This is a genomic window from Myxococcus sp. CA051A, assembly GCF_013336705.1.
Taxonomy (GTDB): domain Bacteria; phylum Myxococcota; class Myxococcia; order Myxococcales; family Myxococcaceae; genus Myxococcus; species Myxococcus llanfairpwllgwyngyllgogerychwyrndrobwllllantysiliogogogochensis.
The window spans coordinates 225,302-241,636 of the sequence record NZ_JABUMS010000005.1 but is presented as its reverse complement, the minus strand read 5'-3'; the positions used below and the strand labels follow the sequence as shown (position 1 = coordinate 241,636).

The following is a 16,335-nucleotide window of genomic DNA, read 5'->3' as shown; positions in this document are numbered from 1 at the left end:
CCGTCTGGGGTTCTTGGAATCACAGGCTTCTTGGAGTCAGCCAACGGCAAGGTCGTCCGAGCCAGCAGCTGGTCTCGCTTCCTGGAGGTGGCCGGGCGCGCGAGCGCCTACAGCCTCCCGGAGGCGCGCCAGGCGCTGGACAATGGCGTCTCCGAGCTGGTGATTTCCCCCCTGCCCGCCACCGCGGGCACCGCCGCGACGATCGCCGTCGCGGCCGACAACAGCAAATATCCGCCGGGACACGTCGGCGATAAGTTTGGCGCCACCTTCATCGCGAGAGTCCCAGGCCTGTGGGCCAACGGAATCACGCTGAAGGTCACCTACCGTGACAACATCGACCTGTCGGTGTCGTTCGACCTGGAGGTCACCCACCCCTCCAGCGGCTCGGTGGAGGTGCTGCGCAACGTCAACTCCGCGTCGCTGACCTCGTCGCTGGACACCTCGTCGTTCATCCGCATCGACACGTCGAAGGGCGTGGGCTGGCCCACCGCGGGCACGTACACGCTGGCCACGGGCAAGGACGCCACGCCGGACGACTACGCCACGGCGCTGGGCCGACTGAAGGACCAGCCGGACGTGGACCTGGTGCTGGCCGCGGTGCAGGACTTCTCCGACCGGACCAAGCTGACGCGCATCTACGGCGACGTCATCAGCCACTGCAACACGCTGAGCAGCGAGAGCAAGGGCCGCCTCGGCTTCGGACAGGTTCCTCCCGCCGGGACGATGGCGGAGAACACGCAGCTCGCCGCCAACCTGGTCAGCGACCGGTTCGTGCTCGTCGCGCCTCACGGCACGGTGGGCGCGGTCGCCGGCATGGTGGGGAGCCTGGCGCCGCACCAGTCCCCCACGTTCAAGCGCGTCTCCGGACTGAACGAGCTGCTGGTGGGCGTGGAGGACCAGAAGGCGCTGTTGCGTGCCTTCGTCGTCCCCGTCGTCACCGAGCGCGGTCGGGGCACCATCGTCGTGCGTGGCCTGACGACGGACGGAGATCAGATCAACGTCCGCCGCGTGGCGGACCGCGCGGTGCGCACGCTGAAGATGGTGGGCGACCTGTTCATCGGGTTGCTCAACAACGCCGACGGGCGCAGCGCCCTGAAGCAGAAGCTGGTGGAGGCGCTGGTGCAGATGCAGAAGGACGGCGCCATCGTCCCCTCCACCGACGGGAAGGATCCCGCCTTCAAGGTGGAGGTCTATTCCTCGCAGGCGGACTTCGCGCTCGGAATCGTCAGGGTCAACATGGCCGTCAGACCCGTCCGCGCCATCGACTACATCTACGCGACCATCACGGTCCAGGTCTGATGAAGGAACGCACCGATGCCAACGGTATTCTCAGCCAACCGTAGCAGCATCCTCGTCGACGGAGAGGCCGTGGACGGCCTCCAATCCATCGCATTCCGAGTGGTCACCGAGCGCGAGGACATCCGCGCCATCGGGTCCAACGAGCGCGTCGACGTCATCTTCGGCCTGCGCACCGTCGTCGGTGAGCTGGTCATCCGCTCCGCGGCCGTGAAGCTGGACACCCTGCTCTCCGAGCGCGGCAAGTTCCAGCTCGTGGCGAACCTCAAGCGCACCGAGGGCACGGACGACACGCGCACCCTGTCCTTCGACGACTGCTTCGTCGAGGGCAAGTCCTTCCAGATGGACGCGCACGGCAGCGCCGCCACGACGTACGCCTTCACGGCGACCCGCATCCGCGAGGAATAGTCCGTGAGGGAGTCGCCCGCCAGCTCACGCACGGAGTCCGGTGCGGCGCCGATCTCCCTGGAGATCGACGGCCGGACCTTCCACCTCCACCCCGGAGTCAACTCCGGGCCCCTGGAGGTGGAGTGCTCCACGGGCGAACGTCTCGCGCTCCATCCGTGGAGCTTCGAGGCGCACCTGCGGGCGCTCGACCTTCATGCGAGGCTCGATGGCGCGGGACTGGCCTTCGACGCCGACGGTTTCGCCGCCGACGTGCTGCGGAACTCAGGGGTGCCGGAGTCGCTCCACGCGGAGCTGGCACCCCTGGCGTTGTGGTGGGCCTCGGGCGGGGCACAGGAGCCTTCGCCCGGGACGCTTCCACCGGGCTGGGTGCAGGCGGGGGCGGTGCGTGCCCGACTGCGGCCCTGGACGTTCTCCGAGCGCTCCCGCGCGCTCGAAGAGAGCCTGACGTCGCAGCCCGATGGCTCGAGGGAACTCAGCCTGGAGCGCTACCTGCGCTCGATGCTCTCCAGCTCCGTCGTGGAGCACTTTCCCACGGAGCCCCTGGAGAAACTGGATGGGGCCAGCACCGCCGCGCTGCTGGACGCCGTGGTCGCGCTCAACGCGGGGGACGAGCGCGATGAAGACCGCACGATGCGTGCCTCGGGCAAACAAGCCCGGGTCCTCGCGGAAGTGACGTTGAAGCTCTGTCGTGCCCTGGGGTGGACACCTTCCCAGGTCTGGGCAACCCCCGCCGCCGAAGTGGACCGGCTGCTCGCGATGTTGCAGCTCACGGAGCCTGGTGCTCCCGCCCCGGCCCCGACTTCGCGGCCGAGGAGACTCTCCGACTTTCCCGACGCGGTGGTCATTCAGGTGGAGGACGACTGATGCGCACGACGTTCACCACCACCGAGTTCACCGCGCGACTGGCCCGCCCGGCGTTTCGAGCACTCGAAGGTGTCGCCCGACAGCTCGGCGTCAAGCTTGCTCCTCATGCTTCGGAGCAAGGCGAGCCTTCACCTGACGAGGCGTCAGCACCGACCTCCGGCAGCGATGCGACCACTGTGCGTCCCGGAGTGGAGGCACCGGCGACGGCTCGGCCCACCGGTCTCCTCTCGCCTTCACGGTCCAGCGGCGAGGTGGATGCAGCTCCGGGTCCTCATGGACAGCGCCCCTCCGGGCCTCTCGTCGCTCGACCTGAGCCCATCAGCGTCCCTTCGGCCCCTATCGCTCCCCGGTCCGTCGCGCCCTCGCGGCCCGCGGTGACGCCGGTCTCCGCTTCCGAGGTCTCGAGGTCCGTGAGTCGTGCGCCCACGTCCGATGAGGGTCATTCCTCCTCTCCGGCGCACGACCTGCCTTCGTCCGGGAAGCGCGCCGGTGTTCCCCTCGCGAGCGACGCGCGAGTCTCCGAGATGGCTCCCGGCGACGACACGCACGCGGTGAACTCCGGTGCGAGCCACCCGATGAAGTTCGACGCCACCACCCTCCACGCGGGCGCATCGACTTCGTTGCCCTCGGAGTTCTCGGCGGGTCCGTCGAAGCGCTCGGGCATGGGGGACAGGCGCACGGACGAAGCGCCTGTCGCGGCTCGGACTCCGAGCGATGGCGTCGAATCAACAGCCAGCTCGTCCCCCCTGAGTGCCCCTCCGGAGTCGCTCGCCACGAGCAGCGATTCGTCCGAGGGACTCCGCGTCTCCATCAAGGCCACCGAGCCCCGGTCGCCCAAGCGACAGGTCGTGCGACTCATGCGACCGATGCCGCTCCCCGCCGAGACCTCGGCGAGCGAGAGCGTCCCCACGCTCCAGCGCGCCAGTCCCCTGCCCGCACGCGGCGAAGATGCTTCCTCGAACGTGCCGCCCGCGGCTCGCGAAGTGACAGCGGACGCACCTCGCTACGAGGCGAGCACTCCGGTCGGGGTCACCCCGCGTCCCCCCTCCGCACCCGTCGAGGCTCACACGAGCCTCCCGTCCGCGCCGCCCGTCATGCGCGTGCTGTCATCGACTCCCGCCGCGTTCCGGGCGCCAGGGTCAGTCGCGCAGTCCACGCCCGTGGTGCGTCCCGCCGCGCCCGCCGTCTCACGACCCAGGTCCCGCCTCACCTTCCTTCCGCCCACGGAAGCCGCGCCCGTGGCCCCTCCGTCGTCGCCCGAGCCGGAGCGCGCGGTGCCACCGGCCGCGCTGGCCACATCCCAGGTCGTGCGCCAGGTGAGCCAGGGGCTGACGCCCGTCCTGGAGCGAGCCCAGCAAGTCACCCACGAGGCCCTTACCGTCGAGCGCTCCTCGCGTCCCGCCTCGACTCCCGCCGTGGACTCCGGTGCGAACGCGGCGGTTCGCAACACGTTCAACGTGAACGTGCAGTTGGGCACGGAGACGGCGACGGCGGGCATGGATCGGCGCACGCTGGAAGACGCGCTGGTGGACATCCTTCGCGAGACGGCACGCCGTCACGGACTGGAGGTCTGAGCCCATGGCCGGCATCGGATACTCCGTGACGATTGGCTCCCTCCGGGCTTCCAACAAGGCCCGCCAGGGACAGGCCTTCATCCGCTCCATCACCAGCGAGCTGACCATGGACGGCGCGGGCGGCCGGTGCACCGTGGAGCTCGTTCCCTCCGACGCGGCGCTCCCGCCTCCTGGAGAAACCACCACCATCGCCCTGGATGGCGGCGATGGCGCGGTCACCGTCTTCACCGGCCTGGTGCTGGAAGCCCGCGCCGCGCCGGACACGTCCATCGTCATCGGCGGAGATGCCCTGGCGAAGCTCGCGCGGCTCGACGTGTCGGGCGCCTACGAGCAGATGTCAGCGGGCTCCATCGTCCGTGAGCTGGTGAAGAAGGCAGGCGGCACGTCGGGCACCATCGACGACGGCCCGACATTCCCCAGCTACGTGCTGCACCGCGGGCCTCGCGCCCTGCGGCACATCCTCCAGCTCGGGGAGCAGTGCGGCTTCGACGTCTTCACGGACGGCCAGGGGAAGGTGTACTTCACGGCGCCGAAGCAGGGCGGCGCGGACCACACGTTCGCCTACGACGCCCAGGTGCTGCGCACGCAGCTGGGCAAGCCGCTCCCCGCCATCGACGGCTTCGAGGTCTGGGGCGAAGGCGCGGCCAGCTCCCAGGGCGAGAAGAAGGCGCACTGGCTGGTGGACGACCTGGCCTCCGTCCACGGCAAGGCCGCGCTGGGCACCAGCGGCAAGGTGCAGGCGGGTTCCACGGGAAAGAGTTCGCGCGAAGTGAAGGACGGTTCGGTCCGCGCGGGCGCCGACGCGTCCGCCCAGGCCAAGGCCCGCGTGGGCGCGCTGGCCGCCCGTCCGCTGCACGGCTTCATCGAGGTGCTGGGAGCGCCCGCCGTGAAGCCTGGAGACTTGATCAAGGTGGACGACATCCCGGAGGGCCATCCCGTGGAGGCCCTGCTGTCCGGGAAGGTGCTTCGCGTCCGCTCGGTGCGTCACACCCTGAATGCCCGCACGGGCTTCACCACCCGGATGGAACTCTGACATGCCCGTCCGCATCGGAAAAATCGAACTCATCGGGCTCACGCAGATCTACACCGAGGACGCGCGCAACCTCGTGCAGCAGCGCGTGCCCGGTCAGTCCGGCTCCGTCTTCCAGGACCTGGGCCGTGAGCCCGTCACCGTCGTCATGGAAGGACTCCTCCTTGGCGAGGACCCGCAAGCGGCGCTGGAGGAACTGCGACAAGCGCAGATGAAGGCGACGCCGATGTCGTTCGCCTCGGACGCCATCGCCGGAGCGGACCTCACCGACGTCCTCATCGCGGACTTCCAGGTCCGCCAGCTCGCGGGACACCAGAACCGCTTCAGCTTCTTCCTGCGCGTCAAGGAGTACGTCGAGCCCCCCGCCACCCAGGACGCGGGCGTCGGCGCGGTGAACGACGCGGTGGCCGACGACGCGCAGTCCTGGGCCCAGGGCTCCACGGACGCCGCGGGCGTGCTCCAGAACCCCGAGTCGCTGATGGACGCCGTCGACGCGAACCCGGACCTGCTCGGCCACCTGTCTCCGGACGAGCTGGGCTCGGTGGTCAACGGGACGAAGGGCTCGCTGACGGGGAAGAACTTCGGAAGCCTGCTGGGCGCGCTCGGCAAGGTGAACCCCGGCGCCATCATCGGCTTCGTGCAGTCGCTCAGCCAGGCCGGAAGCCTGGGCGAGTTCATCGAGAAGCTCGCCACCGAGGGCATCAACATCCTGGAGCAGATGACCGGGCTGGACCTGGGCGCCGCGCTCGACATCGTCAAGGGCATCGCGGGCGCCGGGGACTTCCTCGCGAAGCTCCAGGCCGTGGGCAAGGAAGCCGGCGCACTGGGCGCGGCCATCGGCGGGTTCGATCCGCTCGGACCCTTCAAGGACTTGGAGAACCTTCCGTGAGCACGACCGCCGATATCGTCGACAGCATCACCCGACTCGTCATCGCCGTGGACAACCTGCTCAAGACGGACACGGTGAACGCCATCGTCAGCCTGGTGCGCAGGTTCGGCATCGGCGCCCCCGTGAAGGTGGGCATCGACGCGCTGGGCAATGCACTGAACCTCATCATCGGGTGGATCGCCAAGCTGGAGCAGGTCGCGGCCATCCCTGAGCTGCTGGAGAAACTGGACCCCGCGCTGGAGGGACTGAAGGCCATTGGCGACAAGTCCGAGCAGGAGATGCGCGACATGGGCATGGAGGCGCTCGCCCCGCTCGCCGGCGCGGCCCACGCGGCGCACCTGGTCCTGGAGAAGATTCGCGCCGGCGCCGTCGTCATCCTCCAGGGCTATCTGCCCAAGCAGTCCCTGACGTCCCTTCGCGAGTCCGTCATCGGCGTCAAGGCGACGCTCAAGGCGCTCGGTGAGGCGCTGCTCGCCGCGCCGCCGCCCACGACACCCGCTCTCTCGCTGGGTGCAGGCAGCATGCCGCTGCTCGCGGGAGGCACGACGTGAGCGACCTGGTCACCATCATCCGCTCCATCATCCGGGACGAGCTGGCGTCGTTGCGCCTGGGCGACCTGGGAGTGGTGACGAGCGCCTTCCCGCACGCGGACGGCGACGCGAACAACCACGAGTGCCACGTGAAGCTGCGCGAGAGCGGCCTGGAGCTGCGCCGCGTCCCCATCGCCACGCCGCACATCGGCATGGTGAGCGCGCCGCACGCCGGAGACCTCGTCGTCATCACCTACCTCAACGGCGACCCCAACCGCCCCGTCATCACCGGACGCCTGTACTCGGACAAGCTCAACCCGCCCATTCACGAAGCGGACGAGTGGCGCGTCGTCTCGCCACCGGGTGGCAAGACGTCCATCGCCATCGACCAGGAGCAGTCGGTGGTCATCACCGCCGGCGAGACGGTGGTGACGGTGAAGCAGGACGACGTCATCACCATCAAGGGCAAGACGGACCTGTCGCTGGAGGTGGAAGGCAACGTGCAGCTCAAGTGCACGGACTGCACGGTGGACGCGTCCGGGAAGATCGACCTGGGCAAGGGAGGCAGTGGCGTCATCACCGAGATGAGCCACAAGTGCTACTTCACCGGCGCTCCGCTCAAGGGCTCCAAGGACGTGAAGGCCAAGTAACCATGCCTGCACCGAGCGGAAGCGAAATAGGCGCCCTGGCGAAGAGCGCGATGCAGTCCGCGAGCCTCCGGGGAGAGAACGCTCCGGACCTGGCCACCGCGCTCGGTGACGCCTGCGGCCAGGCCTTCACGCTCTTCGCCTCCATGGCCATGGTGACGCCGGGAATCCCCGCCGCCGCGCCGCCGCCACCGGGCGCGGGCAGCACCGCGGGGCCCGGGATGATGCTGCCACCGCCGGCAGGGGGCCCCAGCGCGTCGCAGATAGAGCCCATCGCCAAGGGCCTGCTCGCGTCGAACAAGATCAACGGCGAGCAGCGGGACGCGCTGGCGAAGGCGATTGCCCAGACAGTGGAGCAGGCCCTCATCCTCTTCACCGTCCAGGTGATGGTGGCGCCGGGAATCGCCATCGCGGGCTTCGTGACGTCGTCGCCCGGCAGTCTCATGGGCGCCGCTCCCGCGAAGCCGATGCTCCAGCCGATTGCATTGGGCTTCCTCATGGCCGGTGGCATCCGGGGCGAGAACGCGCCGGACCTCGCGGGCGCCATGGCCGAGACGCTGTCCAACGCGCTCACACAGATGATGACGCGCCTCAAGGTCTCCCCGGGCATTCCCAGCTCGCCCGGGGCGACGGCGGGCCCGGGGAGGTTGCTCTGATGGCGGACGAGCTCAAGACGGACCTGCGCCTGAAGTTCAACGAATCGGGCGGCGTGGACCTGGACTGGTCCACGGACGACGGCGCCACCACGGTGAGCGGCAAGGACAACCTCATCCAGGCCCTGACGATGCGGCTCATCGTCTACCGGGGACACCTGGAGCAGTTGGGCCACCAGCGCTACGGCAGCCGCGTGGCGGACCTCATCGGCGAGCCGTTGGATCGCGCCAATCTGGACCTGCTGCGCCGCTACGTGCGGCAGGCCATCAAGGAAGACCCGCGCGTGGACGAGGTGACGCAGTTGAGCGTCACGGCCCGGGCGGATGTGCCGGGCGCGGTGGATGTGCGAGCCCGCATCAAGGCCATCAGCGGTGAAGCGGTGGAGCTGGGATTGGCGCTCGACCTGGGTTGAGCGCGGCGGCGTGGGCAACGGGTACGGACACGACTTCGGGAGAGCGTGATGAACGGCAAGGAAAAGCAGGGCATGAACGGAGTGCTGACCCTCGAGCTGCTCAACCTGGATGGCTCCCTGATGGAGCGGCGCCGGGTCCCCAACCTCATCACCACCGCGGGCAAGCGGTTGGTGGCGGAGCTGCTGATGGGCCGGGTCAACGGGCTGCCCGTCAAATGGTCCATCGTCGTGGGCACTGGCACCGAGGCGCCAGTGCCCGGGGACACCGTGCTGAAGGGCCCGGCGGCCGAGGCCGAGGACCCCGCGCCCAAGGTGGAGGTCATCGACCCGGGTGACGGCTCCAGCCTGGTGCGCGCCCTCGTGACGGCAACCCTGCCCGCCATCACCGACGCCACGGTGCAGCCGCTCACCGAGGCCGGCATTCAAGTCACCCTGGGGGAGACCACGAAGATCCTCTTCAACCGGGTCCGCTTCGAGGAGGTCAATCGCGGCTCCAACATGGTCATGAAGATGATGTGGGAGATCTCCTTTTGAGCCTCATCCCTCCCGAGACAACCACCTTCAGCGCCATCGTCGAACGGCTGCTGAAGAACATGGGGCCGGGAACGGACCCCAACGCCGGTGGCATGGCGCGAACCCTGGCCGAAGCCTACGCACGGGAGATGGCGACCTTCTACGCGATGATGGAGCTGGCCCACCGCTCCGGCTACCTCGACACGGCGGAAGGCGCCGCGCTGGACAACGTCGTCGCCGTGCTGGGCCTGAAGCGCGCACGCGCAGGTCGCCTCACCGGCGAGGTGGAGCTCAGCCGCGCCGCCCCCGCGCCGGAGGACATCGGCATTCCCGCGGGACGGCAGTTGACGGGCCTGGCGGCGGACGGCAAGCCGCTCCCCCTCTTCGAGACGCTCGAGGACGCCACCCTGCGCAAGGGCGACACGCGCGTCCTCATTCCCGTGCAGGAGATCCAGGATGACGCCGGGGCCGCGGCCGAGGCGCCTCCCGTCATCAACCCCTTCCGGCTGACGCTGATGCCCAGGCCCATCCTGGGAATCGAGGCCGTCACCAATCCGGCCCCCCTGCGGCGCGGCTCGGATGATGAGACGGACGAGAACCTCCGCGCGCGCGCTCGCACCGCGCTGCGGGATGGCGAGAAGGGCACGCTGGAGTCCATCGCCGCCGCCGTGCGCCAGCAGGGCGTGCAGCAAGTCACGGTGAGGGAGCCCGCCGACGCGCCTCCGGGCGTCGTCGATGTCCTCGTCGGCGACACCGACTTCGAGTCGGACGTCGAGGGCGTGGTCCGCGTCGAGTCCGCCATCCGGGAGACGAAGGCCGCCGGCATCCATGTCCGGCTCCGCTACGCGAAGACCGTCTTCTTCCAGGTGGACTTCCAGGTGGAGCCCACCAACCCGGAGATGGACGAGGTGACGTTCGACCGGCTCCGCCGGGAGCTCCAGCAGACGCTCGCGCTCCACATGAACGAGCTGCCCGTGGGCGCGCCCGTGAGTCGCCGCAAGCTGGAGGCCCTGCTCTTCGGCAACCCCGCGGTGCGCAGGGTGAACGAGCTGTCCGTGGAGACGTATGTCTGGGGCACCGACCCCGGACCTCCCATCAAGAAGGTCCTCGTGAAGGAGACGGCGGGCCGACTGTATGGCGCCAACCGCGACTGGAAGCTGGAGCCCCTGGAGGCCGCGCGCATCGACCTGGAGCTCAAGCCGCCGCGCATCACCCGCCTGCGCGCGCCGACGTGGCGGCTGGACCTGGTCGTCTCGCTGTCCAGTGGCGAGGCGCGCACGGCCGAGCAGGTGCGCGAGGCGCTGCGAGGCGCCCTGGACGTGTACGCGGCGCGGCTCTCCGAGGACGCACAGATGGGTCGCGAGGCGAAGCTCACCTTCGACTCCCTGCAGCAGAGCCTGAAGACGCAGGCGCGCATCGAAGCGCTGCTGGGCTGCGACGTCACCCTGGAGACCGGAATCACCGCGACGCTCGTCCTGGCGACGAATCCCGCCCATGTCGTGCCCGCCCAGGTCACCCAGCTCCTGGTGCGAGCCGACGTCCGGCTGCAGTTCGGCGGGGCAGAGCTGGTGGGTGTCGGATGAGCGCGGACCAACGCAGACGTCGCATGGTGGGCTACCTGCCGCCCGTTCTGCAGTCCGGAACGAAGCTCAACCTCTTCTTCTCCACGCTCGCCCAGGAGCTGGAGCAGATGGAGGGAGGCCTGACGCGGCTGATGCGTTCCCGCTGGCACGCGCTCGCGCGGGGCTTTCCCGTCGCGGAGTCGCTGGCGAACAAGGCGGACTCGGAGCTGGGGCAGCTCGCCGCGCTCTACAACCTGCTGCCTCGCCGGGGAGAGTCCGCCGACTACCTCCGCCAGCGCGTCGCCACCGTGGTGGAGCTGCACCGCACCGGCATGGCCTCCGCGCGCGCGCTGCTCCGGCTCGTGTCCCTGGTCTACATGGCACGGCAGCCACCGGTGATTACCTGGGAGGGGAAGCTCGCGGTCGGCCTCTTCTCCGTGCCGCGCACGGATGGCACCTACCGGACCATTCGCGTCGAACTGGAGGACAATCCCCCGACGCCTTCGAGCGCGAGCTTCCGCAACGTGAGCGGGGGCCAGCGGCTGATCGCCACGAACGGAGGGCTCCACGTCGCATCGCCGGCCATCTCCCTCAAGGCGACGGAGAAGGAGATCGCCGTGCCCGTCTTCCGCCACGAGCAGTCCGGGCTGGACCTCATCTTCCTGGGCCGGGTTCCCCTGAACTCCACGCTGACCTTGCGCGACGAGCGAGCCGCCTTCATCGACGGCATTCCCGTGGACCCCGTGAAGAACCCCGTCATCCGGACGCACCCCACCCGCTTCTCCGCCCTGACGGACCCGGGCGTCCTCACGCGCTTCGATGCGCCCGAGTCCCGCTTCTCCGTGTTCGAGGAGGACCAGCACGTCCCCGACCTGGCGCTGGGCGAGAACCACTGGCGCTACGACACGCTGGATCAACAACAGGTCCACTCCTACCTCACGAGCTGGTCCCAGACACGACGGGACGCCGCCGTGGCGTGGGCCCTGCCCGTGCGAGCCACGCCGCGCGCGGACGTGCGCCTCGACTGGACGGAGATAACGCCCGCGACCTGCACGCTGACCATCCCCGTCGACTACATCCCGCCGCACCTTCAGGTGCCCAACGAGGACCAGGTGGTGCCCGGGCTGCCTGGGTTGGTGAAGGAGTTGATGCGCGCGCTGGAGTACGGCCGCTGCGCCGGCGTGCGCACGCGCATCGAGTTCACGCTGCCCCTGCCTCCGGAGGCGCTCGTCGCCAGCGAGGGACCGCTCCGGATGGAGGTCGACACGTCCCTGACCGAGAAGCTGGAGCCGAAGGACGCGCTGACCTCGTTCGGTTCCACCATCGAGTTGCACGAACAGTTCCCAGATCCCCAGGAGAAGCTCGCCTGGGACGGCGTCTTCTCCGCGACCCGCTTCGATACCTCGAGGTTCCAGTCATGAGTGATCCCTTCTACACCGCGAAGTCCGGTGACCCCATCCTGGCGGACACCTGGAACAACATGCAGATCAAGACGCGGGATGAGATCCGCGCCCACACCCACCATGGCTCCGACGACGGCCGGCAACTGGATGGCGAAAGCATCTCCGCCACCGCCGTGCTGAAGGTGAGCCGGGTGGACGCCACCGTGTCGATGTCGGTGGGCGGCGTGGACCTGGCCACCCGACTGACCACCCTGGACACCCAGAAGCTGTCCATCGGCGGTGGCAGCCTCACGGGCCCGCTGTCTGTCGCGACGGCCAACGTAGGCATCGGAGCGGCGGCGGGGACCAAGCGACTGCTCGTCGTGGCGCCGGGCAGTGGCAACCAGAACGCCCCCCTGGAGCTGCGGAGCGGTGGCGATACGGGCTGGGGTATTGGCGCCGTCATCCGGACCACCGGCGGCACGGAGGGCGCGGGGCTGGTGCTGAGAAGCCGCGCCAAGAGCTGGCAGCTCCGCGGTGAGCAGGGCGCCACCGCCACCGGCCTGCAGATCACCGAGGACGGAGGCGACGCGGACACGGGCTCGGGCCTGGGCACGCCGCGCATCCACATCAAGTCCGGCGGCGGCGTGGGCCTCAACACGACGGACCCGCAGGGCGCGCTGGACATCCGCCTCTCGGGGGCCGCCGCCGGGTTCGACAGGTTCGTGGTGAACACGACGACGGACTGGGGCAGCGGCACGGCACAGGTGACCATCGGCGCCGGCGGTGGCGCGGGCCTGATGATCAACAACCCCCACGTCATCTGGCACAAGACGGAGAACCGCGCGTCCATCCGCTACGGCCTGAGCGGCGGCGTCGCCACGGGCCTGTTCTGGGACGTGGGCGCCCGGGTTGGCAACGCATTCTCCTTCACGGTGAATGGCACCCAGACGATGTGGATGGGCGCGGACGGCAGCGTCGGCATCGGCACGGTGACGCCGGGCGCGCGGCTGGACATTCAGGGCGGCGGCCTGCGCGTCAGCGGCGCCATCATGCCCTCCATCGGCAACGCGTCCGGCAATGGCATCCAGTTCCCCGAGGACTCGTGGGGTGGCACCGGAGACGCGGCCTTCATCCGCTACTACCGCGTGCCCAACCCGCTGCCCGGTGAAGAGGAGAACGGCCGTCTGGTCATCGCCTGCACGAACGAGCCGGGCGACTCCATCATCTTCCACCAGGCCGGCGCCGAGCGGCTGACGCTCGTCAATGGGTTCATTGGCATGGGGACGCCCCGCCCGTCCACGCCCTTGCACGTCGTCCAGCAGGCGGCCAACGCGGGCCTGCGCATCCAGGAGAACACGTCTGGCCGCTTCATGGACCTCTGCTACGAGGGCCAGGGCACCTTCCACCTGTTCCACAGCAACGGCAACGGCCAGTGGATGCAGCAGGACGGCATCTGGCGCGGCCCCTCGGACGCGTCGCTGAAGGACAACATCACCTCGCTCCAGGACATCCTCCCGCGAGTGCTGGCGCTCAGGCCCGTGAGCTTCAACTGGAAGAACACCGGTGACCTCAACCTGGGCCTGGTGGCGCAGGAAGTGGAGACCGTCTTCCCGGAGCTCGTCAGCGAGCTGAAGCTCGAATCCGCGGGCGGCAAGGTCATCAAGGGATTGGCACACCAGGCCTTCAGCGTGCTCGCCATCGCGGCCCTCAAGGAACTCAAGCAGCAATACGACGAACGATTGGCGGCGCTCGAGCAGCGTCTCCAGAACCAGGAGCTGAAGTCATGATGGATGCCATCGAGAAGCGCCTCACGGACCTCCGGGCCGAGCACGAAGCAGGTCAGAAGATGATGGCGGAGCTGGAGGCGAAGCGCTCGCACCTGGTGCAGACGATGCTTCGCATCGAGGGCGCCATGCAGGTGCTCCAGGAGTTGCTGCCCGCGAAGGCCGAGGGCGGCACCGCCACCGTGACGGACATCAAGGAAGCCGCTCGCTGATTCCCCGCACGACGTCAGGACTCCGCCATGAGTGATACGCGCGTCGGCGCCACGCTGACCTATACCGGGACGGCCACCCCTCCCACGGCCGCACAGATTCCGGTGGACACCGCCGGTCTCGTCGTCGCCCTGGACGTGCCGGCGGGCGTGGCGTTGGTGCGCGCGGCACTCACCGTCCGCGCGCCGTCGGATGACGTGACGGTGAACCTGTCGCCCACCGCCACGCTGGCCACCAGCGGGGGGCAGACCGTCCTGGACCCCGCGCAGCCCATCACCTGGCTCAGCCTGGACTGGGGGGCTCGTCGTCCCCTGTCCTCCGTGGACGTGCGGCTGCCGGCCTCTCCCATGCAGACGGAGAAGAAGGGGCGCCTGAGCGTCGCGGAGGGGGGCGCCTGGTATCCCCCGACGCCGTCGGACACGGTGTCGGTGAACGCCGTGGCGCCAGCGCCACTGCCGGGCATCCTCGCCAGCCGCTTGCTGGTGGAGTTCGTGGAGGCGAGCAGCGCGCCGCCTCCGGTGGGGACGCCGAAGACGCTGGCGGCGACCCAGGTGGCAAGCATCGCCCTGCGCGCGCCCGCGCGGCCTCCCGACCTCACCGCGACCGTGGGCGTAGGCGCGGGCGCGCTGTTCTTCCACCATGCGCTGCCCCTGCTGCCCCGGCAGGAGCTGGTGCTGGAGGATGCGTTGAGCGACGCGCTCCAGCGCGCGTGGCCGGTGGACCTCAAGTCCGGCGCGGTGGCGGTGGCGCTGCGCTCGTCGGGGCTGGGCATGTTCGACCGCGTCCAGCTCGTCATGGACACGCTGGAGGTCATCCAGCGCTGGAGCGACGGCGCGGAGAGCCAGACGCTGGCGGTGAACACGGACAGCAGCGTGTCCGCGCGAGTCACCGTGCCCAGGGACCGCGCGCTCTCCGAGGTGCGGTTCCACGTCCAGCATCAACTGCACGATGAGGACCTTCCCCTCGCGCCGCGCCCGCCCTCGATGCCCGCGCTGTCTCACCACTGCGGCTCCGGGTACTCCGCCGCGCAGGCCTTCCGTGCGACGCGCGCCACGGGCCCGCTCGCGGCCCTGGACCTCCACTTGCGGCCGCTGACCCGGCGCGTGGTGGGAACCCTCGCCTTTCATGCCGACGTGCATGACCGGCCCGATGATGCGCCCCTGGCTGGCGGTTCCATTCCCCTGCTGCTGGAGCAGGAGGGTTCGGCTCCGTGGGCCTCGCGCTGGGTCGCCTTCACTCCTGGCAAGCCGCTCGCGCTCGGAACGGGCCCGTGGTGGGCCGTCCTCACGGTGGACGAAGGAGATGTCCTCTGGAGCCTCACGGACCATGCGGAGACCGCTCCCACGCCGGGCGCGTTGACGCCTGGCACCGCGCTGCATCGCACCGAGGCCATGGGCCCGTGGCTGCCTCGGGAGAATGGCCTTCCGGGAGAGGAAGAGGACGCGGAGGCGCTCTGGGCATGCTCGCGTCCACGCCTGCGTCCACTCACCGCCGTGCCTCCGCTCCCGCCCCGTCTTCAGCTCCGCTGGGGCACGAAGGTGCTCGACGTGACGGCTCGCGAGGACGGTTCCGTCGCGCTGGATGCCAAGGCCCTGGCCACCCTCACGCCGCCCGGGGGCACCGGAAGCCCGCCGCCGCTGGAAGTCCTCGTCCAGTCGCGCGTGGCCGGTGACATCACCCTCTCCGGGCTCCAGGTGGTCATCCCCCAGCGGGAGACCTACCCACTCTTCCCGAGGTAGCGAGACCCCCACCCCATGCTCCTCGCCATCGAGTCCTACTTCCACGATGCCCTGCGCCCCGCCGTCCCCGAGACGGTGGAGGTCGCGACCGGCCCCTCACGAGGACCCGCCGCCGACGCGGAGGCGCTCGTCGAGGTCTATGCCTCCCGACTGAAGCTGGCGCTCCCTGAAGGCGATGACCTGGCGGCGCAACGACAGCCGTCCTATTTCGCCCAGGTGCACCGCTGGGCGGGCAACGGGACGACGAAGGACTTCACGCTCCCCGCGAATGCGCGCGGACAGGTGAGCGAAGTGGAGTCACCGCCCGGGCACCCGCTGCGCAGGGGCGATGACTACACGCTCGAGGACACCACGCTGCGCCTCTATCGCGCGCCCGCCGTGGCCAACGAGGCCGTGGTCGCCTTCCTGCGAGGAGACCGCGCCGACGGCTTCCTGGAGCGGCGCCGGTGCGAGCTGTCGCTGTCCATCCGCGCGTGGGTGAAGGCCCCGGGCAACGCCGCGCCCCTGCTCTCGCGTGCCCTGGCCGCTGCATTGGCCGCCTCCGCGGACATGGGGAACCTTGAGGACGAGGACACGTATCCCGACGAGTCGGGCGTGAGGCTGCGGCTGCTCCAGCCCGCGGCGAGCCTCCTGGACATCCAGCGCGCCATGGAGCCCGTGGGTGAGACGTTCTTCAGCCGTGCTCAGGCGAACTTCATCGTCCGGGGAGAGCTGGAGCAGCTCATCTCACTGGGGACGCCGGAGCTGGAAGGCACCATCCTCGAGGTGCGGCGGGTGACGTAGCCGTCGGAGGCTGGCGCGTGGAGCCACCGCCGTACAACGGCCCGGCCCAGGAAAT

General features: G+C 69.6%; 17 protein-coding genes. All 17 read left to right on the top strand.

The genetic code is table 11. The features are described 5' to 3' along the window. Positions 1-30: 30 nt before the first annotated feature. Positions 31-1,299, top strand: coding sequence for a phage tail sheath C-terminal domain-containing protein (locus HUA74_RS17280; protein WP_254625099.1), 1,269 nt, complete (start codon positions 31-33; stop codon positions 1,297-1,299). A 15-nt stretch (positions 1,300-1,314) separates the two neighbouring features. After that, the gene (locus HUA74_RS17275; protein ID WP_174455379.1) at positions 1,315-1,704 is read left to right on the top strand and encodes a hypothetical protein; all 390 of its coding nucleotides are present in this window, start codon (positions 1,315-1,317) and stop codon (positions 1,702-1,704) included. A 3-nt stretch (positions 1,705-1,707) separates the two neighbouring features. Further along, complete coding sequence (locus HUA74_RS17270) at positions 1,708-2,568, top strand: hypothetical protein (protein ID WP_174455378.1); 861 nt, start codon at positions 1,708-1,710, stop codon at positions 2,566-2,568. Positions 2,569-3,092: 524 nt separating this feature from the next. Beyond that, a complete protein-coding gene (locus HUA74_RS17265; RefSeq protein WP_174455377.1) occupies positions 3,093-4,142 on the top strand; it encodes a hypothetical protein in 1,050 nt (349 codons plus the stop codon). A 4-nt stretch (positions 4,143-4,146) separates the two neighbouring features. Beyond that, positions 4,147-5,175, top strand: a complete 1,029-nt coding sequence (locus HUA74_RS17260) for a hypothetical protein (RefSeq protein WP_174455376.1) — start codon at positions 4,147-4,149, stop codon at positions 5,173-5,175. A gap of 1 nt (position 5,176) precedes the next feature. Continuing rightward, positions 5,177-6,061: a hypothetical protein gene (locus HUA74_RS17255; protein WP_141640597.1), complete on the top strand. Its 885-nt coding sequence runs from the start codon at positions 5,177-5,179 to the stop codon at positions 6,059-6,061. Further along, positions 6,058-6,612, top strand: a complete 555-nt coding sequence (locus HUA74_RS17250; protein WP_174455375.1) for a hypothetical protein — start codon at positions 6,058-6,060, stop codon at positions 6,610-6,612. Before HUA74_RS17255 ends, HUA74_RS17250 begins: the two co-directional genes overlap by 4 nt. Then, on the top strand, positions 6,609-7,241 hold the full coding sequence (locus HUA74_RS17245; RefSeq protein ID WP_141640595.1) for a phage baseplate assembly protein V: 633 nt from the start codon (positions 6,609-6,611) through the stop codon (positions 7,239-7,241). Before HUA74_RS17250 ends, HUA74_RS17245 begins: the two co-directional genes overlap by 4 nt. Before the next feature lie 2 nt (positions 7,242-7,243). Beyond that, positions 7,244-7,894, top strand: a complete 651-nt coding sequence (locus HUA74_RS17240) for a hypothetical protein (protein WP_174455374.1) — start codon at positions 7,244-7,246, stop codon at positions 7,892-7,894. Next, complete coding sequence (locus HUA74_RS17235; RefSeq protein ID WP_141640593.1) at positions 7,894-8,304, top strand: GPW/gp25 family protein; 411 nt, start codon at positions 7,894-7,896, stop codon at positions 8,302-8,304. The genes HUA74_RS17240 and HUA74_RS17235 overlap by 1 nt, the downstream gene beginning before the upstream one ends. A 48-nt stretch (positions 8,305-8,352) precedes the next feature. After that, complete coding sequence (locus tag HUA74_RS17230; RefSeq protein ID WP_141640592.1) at positions 8,353-8,838, top strand: hypothetical protein; 486 nt, start codon at positions 8,353-8,355, stop codon at positions 8,836-8,838. Beyond that, positions 8,835-10,400, top strand: a complete 1,566-nt coding sequence (locus HUA74_RS17225) for a baseplate J/gp47 family protein (protein WP_141640591.1) — start codon at positions 8,835-8,837, stop codon at positions 10,398-10,400. Before HUA74_RS17230 ends, HUA74_RS17225 begins: the two co-directional genes overlap by 4 nt. Next, positions 10,397-11,800 carry a hypothetical protein gene (locus HUA74_RS17220; RefSeq protein WP_174455373.1) on the top strand — a complete coding sequence of 468 codons (1,404 nt, stop codon included), beginning with the start codon at positions 10,397-10,399 and terminating at the stop codon, positions 11,798-11,800. Before HUA74_RS17225 ends, HUA74_RS17220 begins: the two co-directional genes overlap by 4 nt. Further along, the gene (locus HUA74_RS17215) at positions 11,797-13,551 is read left to right on the top strand and encodes a tail fiber domain-containing protein (RefSeq protein WP_174455372.1); all 1,755 of its coding nucleotides are present in this window, start codon (positions 11,797-11,799) and stop codon (positions 13,549-13,551) included. The genes HUA74_RS17220 and HUA74_RS17215 overlap by 4 nt, the downstream gene beginning before the upstream one ends. Then, the gene (locus tag HUA74_RS17210) at positions 13,548-13,760 is read left to right on the top strand and encodes a hypothetical protein (RefSeq protein ID WP_174455371.1); all 213 of its coding nucleotides are present in this window, start codon (positions 13,548-13,550) and stop codon (positions 13,758-13,760) included. The genes HUA74_RS17215 and HUA74_RS17210 overlap by 4 nt, the downstream gene beginning before the upstream one ends. A gap of 27 nt (positions 13,761-13,787) precedes the next feature. Further along, positions 13,788-15,497, top strand: coding sequence for a hypothetical protein (locus tag HUA74_RS17205; protein WP_174455370.1), 1,710 nt, complete (start codon positions 13,788-13,790; stop codon positions 15,495-15,497). A gap of 15 nt (positions 15,498-15,512) precedes the next feature. Then, the gene (locus tag HUA74_RS17200; protein ID WP_141640588.1) at positions 15,513-16,280 is read left to right on the top strand and encodes a hypothetical protein; all 768 of its coding nucleotides are present in this window, start codon (positions 15,513-15,515) and stop codon (positions 16,278-16,280) included. Positions 16,281-16,335 lie beyond the last annotated feature (55 nt).

Bases quoted from the DNA above. Each gene is read 5' to 3' on its own strand.
- HUA74_RS17275 (WP_174455379.1), top strand. From the start codon at position 1,315: ATGCCAACGGTATTCTCAGCCAACCGTAGCAGCATCCTCGTCGACGGA.
- HUA74_RS17265 (WP_174455377.1), top strand. From the start codon at position 3,093: ATGGCTCCCGGCGACGACACGCACGCGGTGAACTCCGGTGCGAGCCAC.
- HUA74_RS17260 (WP_174455376.1), top strand. From the start codon at position 4,147: ATGGCCGGCATCGGATACTCCGTGACGATTGGCTCCCTCCGGGCTTCC.
- HUA74_RS17255 (WP_141640597.1), top strand. From the start codon at position 5,177: ATGCCCGTCCGCATCGGAAAAATCGAACTCATCGGGCTCACGCAGATC.
- HUA74_RS17240 (WP_174455374.1), top strand. From the start codon at position 7,244: ATGCCTGCACCGAGCGGAAGCGAAATAGGCGCCCTGGCGAAGAGCGCG.
- HUA74_RS17235 (WP_141640593.1), top strand. From the start codon at position 7,894: ATGGCGGACGAGCTCAAGACGGACCTGCGCCTGAAGTTCAACGAATCG.
- HUA74_RS17230 (WP_141640592.1), top strand. From the start codon at position 8,353: ATGAACGGCAAGGAAAAGCAGGGCATGAACGGAGTGCTGACCCTCGAG.
- HUA74_RS17220 (WP_174455373.1), top strand. From the start codon at position 10,397: ATGAGCGCGGACCAACGCAGACGTCGCATGGTGGGCTACCTGCCGCCC.
- HUA74_RS17215 (WP_174455372.1), top strand. From the start codon at position 11,797: ATGAGTGATCCCTTCTACACCGCGAAGTCCGGTGACCCCATCCTGGCG.
- HUA74_RS17210 (WP_174455371.1), top strand. From the start codon at position 13,548: ATGATGGATGCCATCGAGAAGCGCCTCACGGACCTCCGGGCCGAGCAC.
- HUA74_RS17205 (WP_174455370.1), top strand. From the start codon at position 13,788: ATGAGTGATACGCGCGTCGGCGCCACGCTGACCTATACCGGGACGGCC.
- HUA74_RS17200 (WP_141640588.1), top strand. From the start codon at position 15,513: ATGCTCCTCGCCATCGAGTCCTACTTCCACGATGCCCTGCGCCCCGCC.